General features: G+C 68.4%; 12 protein-coding genes. 2 read left to right on the forward strand and 10 right to left on the reverse strand.

Annotated features, from left to right (window positions below; all coding sequences use genetic code 11):
- The first annotated feature begins 12 nt into the window (after positions 1–12).
- Both ACFO0J_RS14290 and ACFO0J_RS14295 read left to right on the forward strand, forming a co-directional pair.
- Complete coding sequence (locus tag ACFO0J_RS14290; protein WP_376814162.1) at positions 13–945, forward strand: 2-hydroxyacid dehydrogenase; 933 nt, start codon at positions 13–15, stop codon at positions 943–945.
- Positions 945–1,679, forward strand: a complete 735-nt coding sequence (locus ACFO0J_RS14295) for a hypothetical protein (protein WP_376813763.1) — start codon at positions 945–947, stop codon at positions 1,677–1,679. The genes ACFO0J_RS14290 and ACFO0J_RS14295 overlap by 1 nt, the downstream gene beginning before the upstream one ends.
- Here ACFO0J_RS14295 and ACFO0J_RS14300 read toward each other — a convergent pair.
- The 10 genes from ACFO0J_RS14300 to ACFO0J_RS14345 all read right to left on the reverse strand — a co-directional run bounded on the left by ACFO0J_RS14300 (position 1,676) and on the right by ACFO0J_RS14345 (position 14,627).
- Complete coding sequence (locus ACFO0J_RS14300) at positions 1,676–2,755, reverse strand: ADP-ribosylglycohydrolase family protein (RefSeq protein ID WP_376813764.1); 1,080 nt, start codon at positions 2,753–2,755, stop codon at positions 1,676–1,678. The genes ACFO0J_RS14295 and ACFO0J_RS14300 overlap by 4 nt on opposite strands.
- The gene (locus ACFO0J_RS14305) at positions 2,716–4,176 is read right to left on the reverse strand and encodes a GGDEF domain-containing protein (protein WP_376813765.1); all 1,461 of its coding nucleotides are present in this window, start codon (positions 4,174–4,176) and stop codon (positions 2,716–2,718) included. Before ACFO0J_RS14305 ends, ACFO0J_RS14300 begins: the two co-directional genes overlap by 40 nt.
- 174 nt (positions 4,177–4,350) lie before the next feature.
- Positions 4,351–5,100 (reverse strand): hypothetical protein, encoded by a 750-nt coding sequence (locus ACFO0J_RS14310; RefSeq protein ID WP_376813766.1) that lies wholly within the window; start codon positions 5,098–5,100, stop codon positions 4,351–4,353.
- A 23-nt stretch (positions 5,101–5,123) separates the two neighbouring features.
- Positions 5,124–5,450, reverse strand: a complete 327-nt coding sequence (locus ACFO0J_RS14315; RefSeq protein ID WP_376813767.1) for a BON domain-containing protein — start codon at positions 5,448–5,450, stop codon at positions 5,124–5,126.
- 92 nt (positions 5,451–5,542) lie between these two features.
- Positions 5,543–6,256, reverse strand: a complete 714-nt coding sequence (locus ACFO0J_RS14320) for a response regulator (protein ID WP_376813768.1) — start codon at positions 6,254–6,256, stop codon at positions 5,543–5,545.
- Positions 6,240–8,981: an ATP-binding protein gene (locus ACFO0J_RS14325; RefSeq protein ID WP_376813769.1), complete on the reverse strand. Its 2,742-nt coding sequence runs from the start codon at positions 8,979–8,981 to the stop codon at positions 6,240–6,242. Before ACFO0J_RS14325 ends, ACFO0J_RS14320 begins: the two co-directional genes overlap by 17 nt.
- 72 nt (positions 8,982–9,053) lie before the next feature.
- Complete coding sequence (gene kdpC, locus ACFO0J_RS14330; protein ID WP_376813770.1) at positions 9,054–9,728, reverse strand: potassium-transporting ATPase subunit KdpC; 675 nt, start codon at positions 9,726–9,728, stop codon at positions 9,054–9,056.
- A gap of 9 nt (positions 9,729–9,737) precedes the next feature.
- Positions 9,738–11,774, reverse strand: coding sequence for a potassium-transporting ATPase subunit KdpB (gene kdpB, locus ACFO0J_RS14335; RefSeq protein WP_376814163.1), 2,037 nt, complete (start codon positions 11,772–11,774; stop codon positions 9,738–9,740).
- A gap of 21 nt (positions 11,775–11,795) precedes the next feature.
- Entirely contained in the window at positions 11,796–13,511 is a 1,716-nt protein-coding gene (kdpA, locus tag ACFO0J_RS14340; protein ID WP_376813771.1) for a potassium-transporting ATPase subunit KdpA, read from the reverse strand.
- 228 nt (positions 13,512–13,739) lie between these two features.
- Positions 13,740–14,627, reverse strand: a complete 888-nt coding sequence (locus ACFO0J_RS14345; protein ID WP_376813772.1) for a DMT family transporter — start codon at positions 14,625–14,627, stop codon at positions 13,740–13,742.
- Between the last annotated feature and the right edge of the window lie 66 nt (positions 14,628–14,693).

The following is a 14,693-nucleotide window of genomic DNA, read 5'->3' on the forward strand; positions in this document are numbered from 1 at the left end:
ATGGGTACTGACTTGGACATCGTCTTCGCCTCGGCACACGAAACCGACCCTCAGGCCTGGATGGCGGCGCTGCGCGCGGCCCTGCCCGAAGCCCGGGTACGCCTGTGGGGCGACGGCCAGCCCGAGGGCCAGGCGGATTTCGCCGTGGTGTGGGCCCCGCCGGCCGACTTGTTCGCCCGTGAACCTCGGCTGCGCGCCCTGTTCAACCTGGGCGCGGGGGTCGATGCCTTGCTGCGCCTGCCGAACTTGCCGGATGATCTGCCCCTGGTGCGCCTGGAAGACGGCGGCATGGCGGTGCAGATGGCGGAATACACGCTCTATCACCTGCTGCGCGAATCGCGTGACTTCGGCCGCTACGAGCGCCAGCAGGCCGAGGGGCTTTGGCGCCCTCTGGATGACATCGACCGCGATGCCTGGACCGTGGGCGTCCTGGGGGCGGGCACCATGGGCGCGCGCGTCGCCCAGGCCTGCGCCGCCCTGGAATATCCGACGGCGGTCTGGTCGCGCAGCGGCCGCGCCGTGCCGGGCGCCGAGTCCTACGGCGGCGAGGCGGGCCTGGCCGCGTTCCTGGCGCGCACGCGCGTGCTGGTGAACGTGCTGCCGCTGACCGACGCCACGCGCGGCATTCTGTGCCGCAGCACCTTTGATCAACTGCGGCCCGACGCCCTGGTCATCAATATCGCCCGGGGCGGGCACCTGGTCGAAGCCGATCTGCTGGCCGCCCTGGACAGCGGCCGCCTGCGGGCGGCGGCTCTGGACGTGTTCGAGCGCGAACCTCTGCCGCCCGGCCATCCTTTCTGGACGGACGCGCGCATCCGCGTCACACCGCACATCGCGGGCGCCAGCCTGATGGACCGGACAGTGCGTCAGATCGCCGACAAGATTCAGGCGCTGAACCGGGGCGAGGCCATCAGCGGCGTCGTGGACCGGAACCGGCAATACTGATGACGGCCGGCGCGCGCCTCCCGGAGCCTGTCCGCTGGCGCGTATGGTGGCTGGCCGGCCTGTTGGCGCTGGCTGGCTGCGCAGCCCCGTCCGATCCCGGGCTGCAGGGCGAGTCCATGTCCGCCGACCAGTTCGCCCAGAGCGACATCAATCGCTTGCAGACCCTGGCGATGCGCGACAATCTGGACAGCCTGGATCGTCTGCTGGAAAAACTGTACCGGCGCAATCCCGGGGAATGGCGCAAGGCCGGATTCACGGACCTGAAGACGGCCCTGGAGCAGGGCCGCACCCGCATCCGACAGGGCCAGGTGCCCGAGGAATTGAACGGTCTGCAGGACATCGAAGTCCTGTCGGTCGCCATGGACCCGCGCTATCCCGGGGACCGGGCGGCGGCGTTCGTTCTGGGGCTGTCCAGCATGATCATCGCCGCGCATGGCGGACAGACCCGTTTTCACGTCGGTGATTCCGTCCAGGCCCGGCACGTCTTCAACGCCGCGCGCAACGTCGAGATCGCCGCCTGGATGCTGTCCAGCCGGCGCGACGCCCAGGGGCGGCCGCTGCTGTTGTCCAATGAATTGGGCGACGGCGTGGCCAACCTGAGCTTCGAGCGCGAATTCGGGCGCATCATCGCCCGCCTGGATCTGGAAGCGTCCTTGCAGGACGAAAGCCTGCGGCGCATCGGCATCAACTACGTGCAGGGCCTGCTGTTCTTCAATTTCCTGCCGGTGCGCTAAGCCTGGGCCGCCTGCCGCGCCAGCCGGGCCGCCAGGTCCATACGCTGCGTGCTGTGCTCCAGGGGTTCGATGAAGCGGGCGGGGATCGCCTGGATGCCGCCGATGGCGCCGCACAGGGCGCCGGTCAGCATGGCCCGGGCCTGGTTCTGGCCGCCGCCATTGACGGCGTGCAGGACGGCGGATTCGAAATCATCCTGGAAACGCCCGGCCAGATAGTAGGCCGCGGGGAACTGGTGGTAGACCGCGCAGGGCAGGCCATACACCAGCGATGCCTTCCAGGCCGGTTCGATGCGGATGTCTGGATCGCGGGCGGCGCGCACGGCGCCCGACACCGTCAGCAAGGCATCCGGCGAGGGGAACTGGCCGGCGGTCCGGGGCGCTTCGGGCCCCGGCGGCGGGGTGGTTTCCCCGGCGGAAGTCACGCTGTGAAAAGGCAGTTCGCCATCGCGCACCAAGGTCATCAGCCGGCCTGATGTTTCCGCGTCCAGCGGTTCGCCGCGGACCAGGCTGCCCAGCACGCAGCCGTAGGCCACGGTCATGGCCATGACCGTCGTGTCGCACTGGGTCAGCGCCGTGTTCGCAGCGCAGTGGCGCGCCAGGTCGGCCGGCCGGCGGGCGTAGCGGATGGCCAGGGCCAGGATGCGCTCGGCGGCTTCGGTGGTGTCGGCCAGGCCGGCTACCCGGCCCCAGGGCTGTCCCCGGCCTACGCGCAGGCGCCAGGTCTCGCGGATCGACTGGCTGGTATAGCCGCCCGGTCCGTTCAGGGGCGTGCCGTCCAGCAGGGGGAAGAAGTCCTCGTCCAGGCGGCGGCAAAAGTCTGCCTCGTCGTATCCGCCGCAGGCGTTCAGGGAACCGCTCAGCAGGTCCAGGATGAAGCCGGCCTGGCCTGACTGGCCGGCCCGCAGCCCTGCGTGGTAGCGATCGGGACGGGGATCGGTGTAGCTGTCGATCCAGGCGCCGTAGTCGTGCCGCAGGGCGTCCAGATCGTAGTACCAGTGCGGCCCCAGGGCCAGGGCGTCGCCGACGTAGGCGCCGATCAGGGCGCCTTGGGCGCGTTGTTCAAGGGTAAGGGGCATGTCGGGTCCTCCGTCGCATCCAGTGGCCGGGCGGCGGGGCCGCCGTGCATGTGCACCCGGTTGCGGCCGTCGCGCTTGGCCTGGTACATCGCCTGATCAGCATACGCCAAAAGCAGGGATAGAGAGGCATGCGGCGCATGCGTGTCGTGCACCACGCCGATGCTGACGGAGATCCGGGCGGGCGGCCCGCTGTCCAGAGGCACGGTCAGCGCCTCCACGCTGAGGCGCAGGCGTTCGGCGATGTCATGCGAGTCCCGTTCCGAGGTGCTGGGCAGAAACACGGCGAACTCTTCGCCGCCCAGGCGGCCGAACAGGTCATGGGGGCGCACGAGGGTGCGGACGGTCTGCGCGAAGGCCTTCAGGGCCTGATCGCCGGCGGCGTGGCCGTACTGATCGTTCAACAGCTTGAAGTGATCGAGATCCAGCATCAGCAGGGCATTGCCCTGGGGCGGCGCAGGGCTCCGTCCCAGGTGTTCGGCGGCGCGGCGCAGAAAGGCCGGCCGCGACAGGGCGTGTGTCAGGGCATCATGGTCCAGGGCCAGGTTCAGCGCCGTGATCAGGTCGCCGCGGGCGGCCAGGATGCTGGAGACCAGCAGGGGCGAGGTGACCAGCAGCAGCACGCCCAGCCGCAGGGAAACCATGTCCCAGGCCTGAAGGCCTGCCAGGTGCTGGACTTCGCCCAGCGACAGCCAGCCGTGGGAGATGCCCAGCAGCACGGTGAGGGCGGTCAGCAGGGTGATCCAGGCCGTCGTGAGCTGGCGGTAGGTCAGGGCGCAGTACATCAGGGCGGGGATGGGAAACACGGCGACGCCCGGGCCGCCCAGCAGAAAGCAGAGCGACAGGCTGACGGCCAGCGTGGCGATGGGCAGCAGCCGTGTCTCTTTGGCCATGCGTCGCAGCAGCGAGGCCCAGGACTGGCGATGGTCCCGGCATCGCGTGAGCGGCCGGGGCAGGAGCATGATCGGCGGCAGGAAGGCGCTGTAGCTGAGCAACTGGCCGATGAACCAGTTCAGGGCGATCGTCGACCAGGGTATGCCGGGGCGCAGCCAGGGGGAGAGGGCGATCGCGATCGCTGTGTGGGTGGCTGCCGCCGCTGCGCAGGCGAGCAGCAATCGGCCGATGGCCTGGGGGCTGCGCAAATGTGCGGGCGACCAGTGGGATGACAGGATGCTCCAGGCGACGAACACGCCCAGCAGATCGATCACGCCGTAGCTCAGGGCGGCCGGCCAGGACATGCTGGTCCGCAGGAGGCTCGCCAGGACCAGGCCGCAGAACGCGCCCGCCCAGGACAACGGGTGGGCCAGGGAGGGATGGCGGGTCAGCAGGACGGTCAGCAGCGCGCTGGCCGGCCACAGGATCGAGAGACTGCCGGCGGGCTGGGTCCAGAGCCCCAGGGCCGACGCGAAGAAGGCGGCCGCCATGACCAGAGCGGCCTGGGCGGCCTTCCGACAGCAGAGTGTGCGAAGACGGAAAACCGGGGACATAGCGAGCGAGGGCAGGGTGAGAGGAGGCCGCCCCGAAATTTAATAGAAAGACGACGTTCTGTCTCTTGTGGAAAGCCCTGGCCCGATGGGCGCCGGCCGCTTCGGCGGCGGTCAGCCGGCCGGGGGACGGTGAGTCTGCTGCCAGGCCAATACCGCCTGGGTGGCCTGCGCCATGATGCGGTCGTGATGCGCTTTAGGCCAAGCCTGGCGCAGCGAGGCGAACAGGCATTGCGTGCCGGATTGCGCCAGGGCGGTGGCGCCGGGGTCTTCCAGCAGGCGGATCTGGATATGGGCCAGCGTGTCTGCGACCAGGCGCCAGCCCAGTTCCGGCATCCCGGCATCCAGCGCCAGCAACTGGCTGCCCAGCGTCTGGATCACGGGTTCGACCGCCTCCAGACTGTCTCCTGCACCCATGGCGTGCCACAGGGCCAGATGGATTTGGCGGCGCAGCGCGACCTTGAAGTCGATGGCGGCTGTCTCGGTGGCATCGAGCCCCTCGAACTGCTGCTGGAAGCGGGCATCGTCCGCCGGGGCCAGTCCGGTGCGCAGCGCGCCGATCAGCGCAGTCAGGGGCGGGATGGCCTGGATGCCGAAGGCCTGGCTGAACGCCAGGCCCCATTGATCCAGCCCGGCCAGCAGCAGCGCCATCCGTACGGCGCGCGCCTCGGCGTCCGGGTCGGCGAGGACCCAGTCCAGGCACTGCGTGTGCAGCGCATCCAGCGGGAAAGCGGATGCATCCGCCGCCGCATGACGAAAGGCCCGGGTGAAGGCGTCCCGGGCCAGGTCGGCAGCCTCGGACTGGACCCCGGGCGGGGCCAGCGCGGCGAGCGGATCGTCGATATCGGAGCGGGCATCAGTCATGGCGCCCGCATTGTCTCACGGTTTCAGGGTTTCACGACCAGGCCGTTGTGCACCTGGGTGACGCCCTTGACCGACCGGGCCAGTTCGGCTGCGCGGTCCTTCTCGCGCTGGGATTTGGCAAAGCCCGACAGTTGCACCACCCCGCCGTCAATGGTCTTGACGTTGATGTTCGCCGCTGACGTCTCGGGGTCATTGACCAGCTTGGCCTTGACCTCGGTCGTCACGGCCGATCCGTCGATGTACTGGCCGACGGTTTCCTGCTTGCGGGCCACGGAGCAGCCCGAAATCATGACGGTAGCGGCGCCGGCCACGGTGGCGAGGGCGATGAGGCGGATGACGTTCGGTTTCATGGTGCGCGTCCTGGTGGATGAAGGAATGGCGATGCGTGGGATTAAGGTAGCACGAGGCGGGCGCGATGGGTATGGGCGGCGCGATGGCATCGCTATCGCTCTTTCGCGATGAATCTCAGGCCGACCCCCGGCTCGGTCACGATGTAGCAAGGGGCCAGCGCATTGTCCCCAAGCTTGTGGCGCAGCTTGCCGACCAGGATGCGCAGGTAATGGGTGTCTTCCTCGTGCGTCGGTCCCCACACCTGTCTCAGGATCTGGGACTGGGTGATCAGCCGTCCCGGCTGGCCGGCCAGCAAGGACAGCAGGGAAAACTCCTTGCGCGACAGCGTGACCGACTGTCCGTCCAGGAAGACTTCCCGCCGCCCCAGGTCGATCCGCAACGTGCCGTCATCGTAGACCGGGCTCTCCTGCTCGCCGACGCCCGCGGTTCTCAGGAAGGCGCGGATGCGCGCCATGAGCTCCTCGACCCCGAAGGGTTTGGTCACATAATCGTTGGCGCCCGCGTCCAGCAGCGCCACTTTCCCGCCCTCGTCAGAGCGCACCGTCAGCACGATGACCGGCACCCTGGACCATTGCCGCAGTTCCTTCAGGACTTCGATGCCGTCCTTGTCCGGCAAGCCCAAGTCCAGAACGACCAGATCGGCGCCCTTGCTGGCCAGCAGCGTCAGCCCTTCCTGGCCGGTGCGCGCCAGCAGGGTCGCGTACCCCTGCGAGCGCAGGCTGATGTCGACGAATTTGAGGATCTGAGGCTCATCATCGATGAGCAGAATGCGCGCGGCCGGAACCCGCTCAGCGGGGTGTGTCATGTGTGTCCGCCTCCTGATCCGCGGCTTCGCCCCAGGGCAGGGTCAAACGGATCGTGGTTCCCCGGTTTCCCGGGCCGGGCAGCGCCTCGACGCTCCCCATGTGGGCGCCGATGATGGCCTGGACGATGGCCAGCCCGAGGCCGGTTCCCTGTCCGCCCCGATCGCCGCGCTCCACACTGTAGAACATATCGAAGATGCGTTTGCGCTCGGCCTCGGGGATGCCCGGGCCCGGGTCCGAGACGTCGATCCGCAGCCGGCCCTGGTCGGTTCGCCGGGCCAGGACCTGAATCGCCTCGCCCGGCGGGGAGAATTTCGCCGCGTTTTCCATCACATTGAACAGCGCCTGCTCGATGAGCGCCGGGTGCGCGTGAATCGGCGGCAGATCGGCGGGGATGTCGTGCCGGATGCGCACGTGCGGCTCGTATCGCTGCAGTCGGCGGGAGGCCAGGCCGATCAGTTCGTCGACGCCGATCCAGTCGCGCTTGAGCGTCAGCCCCTGGTCGCCGAGCCGTGTCATGTCGAGCAGGTTCTGGATATACCGGTCCAGTCTTTCGCCTTCCACGTGGATAGTTTCCAGCAGCGTCCTGCGGTCCTGGGGCCCCATGTCCCCGCCGTAGCTCATCAGGCTGTCCGCCGCGCCGATCATCGAGGACAGCGGCGAGCGCAGGTCGTGCGACACGGAAGACAGCAGCGCGGCGCGCAGCCGTTCCGTTTCTCCGGCGACGCGGGCCGCTTCCAGTTCGGACACCAGGCGCGCGCGCAAGGCCGCCTGCCCGATGTCTTCCACCATGCTTTCGGCCAGGCGCCGCTGCTCGAATGGCGGTCTGGTTGCGTCCGCCGGAAACTTCAGGCCCACGACGCCCAGCGTATCCCGGTCCGAACGCACCGGCAGAAACCACCATGCGCAGTTGGACAAGGTGTCGGTGTGGCGTCCGCTTTCCTGGCCGTGGCGCTGCGCCCAGTCGGCCGCCACCCGGTCCTTCTCGGTCAGGCGGTTCGTGACGGCGGCGGGACCTGCGTCCTCGTTGATCCGTATCCACGCCTCGGCATGCAAGGTCGATTCCAGCACCGCCGCGCCCGCCGCGATCACCTGGCCGAGATCGGCCGCCTTGGCGAGCCGGCGCCCCAGTTGCTGCATGGCCGTCGCGTGCGTGTTGGCCGCGCGCAGCGCCACCACCTGCATGCGCAGCCGCGACGCCAGGCGGCCTGCGATGAGTGCCGCCGCGAGAAACAGCAGGACCGTCGCGACGCCCCGGTGCGCGCCGATCAGGAGCGTGAAGCGCGGTTCGATGAAAAAGAAGTCGTACGCCAGGAAACACAGCACGGCGGTGGCGACGGCGGGCACCATGCGCGTGCGCGAAGCGACCAGGATCACCGCCACGAGAAAGATCAGGGACAGGTCCCGCAGGCCGAGCACGTGTTCGGCCAGCGCGGCGACCCCGGCTGCGCCCGCGCTGGCCAGCAGGACCAGCAAGGATTCGCGGGGCAGGAGGTGCTTGCCCCGAAGGCCGGAAAGCCATCGGGATCGCTTGCGGGCTTGCGGTGTGCTGACGATCGTGAGTTCGTAGCGCGCTCCGCGCTGCAGCAACTGCTGCGTCAGCGTCCGGTTGAAGGCGCGCGCAAAAGGGCGTTCGCGCGTGCGGCCGATCACGATGGAACGGGCGCCGCGCGCCTGGGCGGCGTCCAGCAGCGCCTGGGGCACGTCCGTATCGTGCAGGATCTCCGTTTCGCCGCCCAGGTCGCGCGCGAGCGCGAATGCCTTGTCGATCTCCAGCAGGCGCTGTTGCTGCATCCGCACCGTTGTGTGGACCGGCTGCGGACGGCGGGCCTGATCGTCGGCGTGCAAGGCCGCGCCGGCCGAACGTCCGGTGTCGACCGTGACCACCGACCAGGGCGCGCTGCGACGCTCCGCGATGCGCGCGCCGGCCCGCACCAGATATTCCGATTGGCCCTGGCCGTCGATGGCGATCAGCACGTGGCGCTGGATGGCGAGGATCCCCAGGCCCCGGGCCGCGCGCGTTTCGCGCAGGTCGGCCTCGACGTGCCCGGCCACGGTCTGCATCGCCAGTTCGCGCAGCGCCGTGAGGTTGGAGGGCGAGAAAAAGGCCCGCAAGGCGCGCGCCGCCTGGTCGGGCAGGTACACCTTGCCTTGCTTCAGCCGTTCGATCAGTTCGCGCGCCGGCAGATCGACCAGGCGGATATCGCGCAAGTGCTCGAACAGGGCGTCGGGCACGGTCTCGTTGACCCGGATGCCCGTGATCTGGTGCACCACGTCGTTCAGGCTTTCCAGGTGCTGGATATTGACGGTGGTGTAGACGTCGATCCCGGCGTCGAGCAGTTCCATCACGTCCTGCCAGCGGCGCTCGTGGCGGCTTCCCGGCGCATTGCGGTGGGCCAGTTCGTCGACCAGGGCGACGGCGGGCTTGCGCGCCAGCACCGCGTCCAGGTCCAGCTCTTGCAGCGTCCGTCCCTGGTAGGACATCTCTTTGCGCGGGATCAGCGGCAGGCCCTCGGTCAGGGCCTGGGTCTCATCGCGTCCATGCGTTTCCACGATGCCGATGACGATATCGACTCCCTGGCGCTGGAGTTCCCGCGCGCGCGCCAGCATGGCGTAGGTTTTGCCCACCCCCGGCGCGGCGCCCAGAAAAACGGTCAGGCGCCCGGCCGTCTGGCGCTTGAGCTCGCCGAGCAGGGCATCGGCCTGTTCCTTCCGTTCAGCTCCCATGGCGGGCCAGCCTCAAAGTCGCCTCATCGCCGTCTATTTTCGCACTGGTTTCCAGGACGCGGCCCGGGACGCTCAGCGGGCCGGACCCGGCGTCCCGCGGGCGTCGCCGGACGGGAGCGGCGCCAGGGCGTCCAGCGCCAGATTGAGTTCGAGCACGTTCACGCGCGCCTGGCCGAAGATCCCCCACTGTTTTTCTTGCGTGTGGCGCTTGACCAGCCTTGCGATCGCGTCGCGCCCGACGCCGCGTGCGCGCGCGATGCGATTGATCTGGAGGACGGCGGCCTGCGGCGTGATGTGCGGGTCGACGCCGCTGCCCGATTGTGTGAACAGGTCGTCCGGCACGGCGGCGGGTTCGACGCCTTCGCGCCGGGCGATGGCCTCGCGCGCGTCTTCGAGCCGTTTGCGCAGATCGGGATTGGTGCGCGCCTGGTTGCTGCCGGCGAGCGCCATCGGGTTGTAGTCCGCCGCCGATGGACGCGGCTGGAAATACCGGTCGCCGACGAAGGGCTGGGCCACCAGGGCCGAACCGACGATCCGGCCGTCGCGCTCGACCAGGCTGCCGTTGGCGGCGTCCTGGAACAGCGCCTGGCCGATGCCGACGCCGGCGAGCGAATAGAGAAAACCGAAACCGGCCAGCGTGAGAATGGACAGTCCGATGGCACCGCGCAGGGCGCCCCGGTCTGACACGCGGGCGGGCGTTGGCTGCAAGTGAGAGGGTGTTTGCAGAGGGGCTTGGGGGCTTGCCATGGGAAGGCCTCACACGGTGAACAGGGTCGAGAGCGCGATGTCGATGAGCTTGATGCCGATGAACGGCAGCGCCACGCCGCCTACGCCGTAGATCAGCATGTTGTTGCGCAGCAGTTCGGTCGCGCCCGCCGGTTTGAAACGCACGCCCCGCAGGGCCAGCGGAATGAGCAGCGGAATGATGAGGGCGTTGAAGATCAGGGCCGAAAGCACGGCGCTGGCCGGACTCGATAGCTGCATGACGTTCAGCCCCGCCATCTGCGGAGTCGCCGCAGCGAAGATCGCCGGCAGGATGGCGAAGTACTTGGAGACGTCGTTGGCCAGCGAGAAGGTCGTCAGCACGCCGCGCGTGATGAGCTGCTGCTTGCCGATCTCGATGATGGCGAGCAGTTTGGCCGGATCGGAGTCCAGATCCACCATGTTGCCGGCCTCCTTGGCCGCCTGCGTGCCGGAATTCATGGCCAGCCCCACGTCGGCCTGGGCCAGCGCGGGCGCGTCGTTGGTGCCGTCGCCGACCATCGCCACGAGGCGTCCTTCGGCCTGCTCGGCCCGGATGATGGCGAGCTTGTCCTCCGGACGCGCTTCGGCGATGTAGTCGTCGACCCCGGCCTCGGCGGCGATGTAGGCCGCCGTGAGCGGATTGTCGCCGGTGATCATCACAGTCTTCACGCCCATCACGCGCAGGCGGGCGAAGCGTTCCTGGATGCCGTGCTTGATGACGTCCGAGAGTTCGACGACGCCCAGCACGTACCGGCCGTCGCTGACCACGAGCGGCGTGGCCCCTTTGCCGGCCGCTTGCGCCACGCGTGTCCGCAGTTCGACGGGGATGTCGCCCCCCAGCGTCTGGACGTGCTGCGCGATCGCGTCGAGGGTCCCTTTGCGGATGATGCGCGCGCCGGGCAGATCCACGCCCGACATGCGTGTCTGGGCGGAGAACGGCACGAAGTGCGCGCCTTCGGGGGCGCTGCATGTGTCGTGCTCGTCGCGCGCCAGCCTGACGATGGATTTCCCTTCGGGGGTGGGGTCGGCCAGCGAGGCGAGCAGCGCGGCCTGGCGCAGGTGCGACGCGTCCACGCCGGCCAGCGCATGGAAGGCGGTCGCCTGCCGGTCGCCGTGCGTGATGGTGCCCGTCTTGTCCAGCAGCAGCACGTTGACGTCGCCCGCCACCTCCACAGCCTTGCCGGACTTGGCCAGCACATTGGCCTTGAGCGCGCGATTCATGCCCGCGATGCCGATGGCCGGCAGCAGGCCGCCGATCGTGGTGGGAATCAGGCATACCAGCAGCGCCACCAGCAGCACGACGCCCGGCTCGATCCCCACGAAGCCGCCGATGAGGGGCAGGGTGAGGACCACGACCAGAAACGTGAACGTCATCACGGCGAGCAGAATGCCCAAGGCGATCTCATTGGGCGTCTTCTGCCGGTTGGAGCCTTCGACCAGCGCGATCATGCGATCCAGGAAACTATGACCGGGCTCGGCCGTGACGCGCACGAGAATGTGATCGGAGAGCACCTGGGTGCCGCCGATGACCCCGGAGCGGTCCGTGCCCGCCTCGCGCAGCACGGGGGCGGACTCGCCGGTGACGGCGGCCTCGTTGATGGTGGCCAGGCCCTCGATGATCTCGCCGTCGGCGGGAATCAACTGGCCTTCCGCCACCGCCACGAGATCCCCGGGGCGCAGTTCGGCGGCTGGGACACGCGTTTCCGCGCCCGTTTCATCGATGCGGCGCGCCACCAGATCCTTGCGGGCGCGGCGTAGCGAGGCGGCCTGGCCACGGCCGCGCGCTTCGGCGAGGGCCTCGGCGAAGTTGGCGAACAGCACGGTGGCGAAGAGGACCAGGGTGACGGTCCAGCCGAAGCCGGCATCCGTCCAGCCGGCCAGTGTGGCCGTCGCCGTGAGCAGGGTGCCCGCCCATACGACCGCCATGACGGGGTTGCCGACGGCATGTCGGGGCGTCAGTTTCACGAATGAATCGACGATCGCGGCTTTCAGGGCCGGTCCGGCGCCGGCGGCGGCGTCCACGGCCTGCGCGGCTGGTGTGGTGTGCATCATATTCATGTCGGATTTCCTTCAGCGGGCGAGCAGTGCGGTCAGCGTCAGATGGTCGGCGACGGGACCCAGGACCAGCACGGGCAGGAACTGCAACAGCGTGAGGATGAGGACGATGCCGATCATCGTCAGCGCGAACGTCGGCGTTTCCACCTGGAGCGTGCCGGCGCTTTCGGGCGCACGGCGCTTGGCGGCCAGCATGGCCGCGATCGCCAGCGGGATGATCAGGGAGGGGAAGCGGCCGGCAGCCAGCACGAGGGCGCAACTGACGTTCCACCACACCGTGGTGTTGCCCAGTCCCGCGAAGCCCGACCCGTTGTTGGCGAACGCCGAGACGTACTCGTAGAAGACCTGGCTGATGCCGTGAAAGCCGGGATTGGAGTTGCCCGCCAGGCCGGGAATCGCCAGGGCCGCGGCGGTGAAACCCAGAATCACGAGCGGTTGCCACAGCACCAGCACGGCCAGGAGCCTGACCTCCGGCCCTTCGATCTTGCGTCCGAACAGCTCGGGCGTCCGGCCGGTCATCAGGCCTGCGAGAAAGACGCTCAGGAGCAGGTACACGATGAACTGCTGGATCCCGCAGCCCACGCCTCCCCAGATGGCGTTGATCAGCATGTTGACCATCGCCGCCATGCCGGTCAGCGGCGCCGCCGAATCCAGCATCATGTTGACCGAGCCGTTGTTGACCTGGGTGGTCGAGGCCGCCCACAGTGCGGACGCGTCCGGGCCGAGGCGGACTTCCTTGCCCTCCATCAACGCCGGGTCGGCGGTCGTGCCGGAGTGGCCTTCCGACCACAACGTCAACCCGGTCGAGACCACCGACATCGTCAGCATGACGCCGAACACCAGGACGCCGAATTTTCGGCGGCCCGTAAAAGGCCCCACCATGAACACGATGGCCACGGGAATCAGCGCGATCCCGAGCATTTCCAGGAAATTCGCCAGGGGCGTCGGGTTCTCCAGAGGGGTGGCGCTGTTCGGGCCGTACCAGCCGCCGCCATTGCTCCCCAGCTGTTTGATGGCCACCATGGGCGCCACAGGACCGAGGGGAATCTTTTGCGCCTGGAATTGCGCGGACGATTCCAGCGGCGTCGCCACGGGGCCGTCCCGCAGCGTGGCCGGCACGCCCTGCCAGGTCAGCAGCGCCGACCACACCAGGCACAGCGGGAGCACGAACCGCAGCGCGGCCCGGGTGACATCGGCCCAGTAGTTGCCCACGTCGATCGCGGCAGGCGCGCTGTCCGCGTCCCGCGTCCCGGTCCGCCGGCCGCCGAACAGACCCCGCAGGGTCGCGGCCGCCACGGCCAGGCCCATCACGGGCGTGACGACCTGCAGGCCGACGATGGCGGTCATCTGTGAAAGATACGAGAGTTGCGCCTGGCCCGAGTAGTGCTGCTGATTGGTGTTCGTCAGGAAGGACACCATCGTGTGCAGCGCCAGGTCCCAGCGCATATTGGGCACGCCGTCGGGATTGAGCGGCAGCCAGGCCTGAGTCATGAAAATGAGCCAGACGATGAGGCCGAGCAGCAGGTTGCTCAGCAGGAAGGCGCCGGTGTAGCCGCGCCAGGTCATGCCGGCCTCCGGGCGCGTGCCCAACGCGGCGTAGACCGGGCGTTCGATCCAGCGGAACAAGGCGTCGCCGCGCTGGGGGGCGCCGCGCATGACGGCCGCCAGATAACGGCCCAGCGGCCATCCGAGCGCCATGAGCAGCGCCAGGGACAGAAGGAATTCGGTCATGATGCGCGGCCCCGGGCGGCGGGTGCGGCTGGTGCCGGGGAATGTGCGGGATCAGCCTGGGCGGTGACGGACGTGGCGGCCACCGGAACGTGTGTGAGAGACATGTCCTGGTTCACGGATGCAAGGCGAAATAGCCATGTCCCAGTATTCAGCCAAAGTCCGTAAATTCTCCATGCCGGAACGGAGCCTGCGCATAAACTCTGCGTAAATTCTGCGCGGCCGGCGACATCACGCCGGGCTTTGTTTCCGGCGTCCGTTGGACAGGGCCACGTAGATGCCGCTGGCGGCGATCGTCAGCGCGCCGACGTAGAACCAGACGTCGGGCACCTCATTCCAGAAAAACCAGCCGAGCAATGTCGCCGAGATCAGGCCGAAGTAGTCGAACGGGGCCACGACCGAGGCGGGCGCCATGCGGAACGCCTGGGTGATCAGCCCGAGTCCCGCCGTGCTGCAGATGGCGATGCCGATGAAGCCGGGCAGATGCGCCCAATCGATCGGTGTCCAGAAAAAGGCCAGCGGCAGGCCGGCGAACACCAACTGTCCGAAGACGATGTAGAACATTGTCGTGAACATGCTTTCGCGGGCGCTGATGCGTTTTGCACTGACCATCATGATGGCGTAGCCGAAGGCGGTGGCCAGCGGCAGCAGGGCGGCCCATTGGATATTGCCGGGGCTGGGCCGGACGATGACGATGACGCCGACAAATCCGGCGAGGATGGCCAGCCAGCCGCCTTTCGAGACCTTTTCACCCAGAAAGGCGACGGAAATGGCCGTCACGAACAACGGCGCACAGAATGCGATGGCGGTGTTCTCGGCCAGCGGGAGCCTGGTCAGGCCAAGGTAAAAAAAGGAGGCGGCGGCCACGTTGAGGGCGCCGCGCAGCAGGTGCACGCCGATGTGCCGGGTGCGCAGCGCCCGGTGCCCGCCCAGGAACAGTACCAGCGCGGTGACCAGGGGCAGGGCGATGAGCGCGCGCAGGAACAGAATCTGGATCGGCGCATAGAAAGCACCCAGCCACTTGGCCAGGCCGTCGCTGATGGTCAGACAGAAGATGCCGGCCAGAATACAGCCGATGCCGGCCCGTATGTTGCTTTGTGATGCTGCTGCCGTGCTCATGAAACGCTGCTGCCAGGGAGAGGTCGAGGCGGCGAGGAAAGGGAAGATGGATCAGGGCGCCGGCCA

The sequence above is a fragment of the Castellaniella hirudinis genome (assembly GCF_042651965.1).
Taxonomy (GTDB): domain Bacteria; phylum Pseudomonadota; class Gammaproteobacteria; order Burkholderiales; family Burkholderiaceae_B; genus Castellaniella; species Castellaniella hirudinis.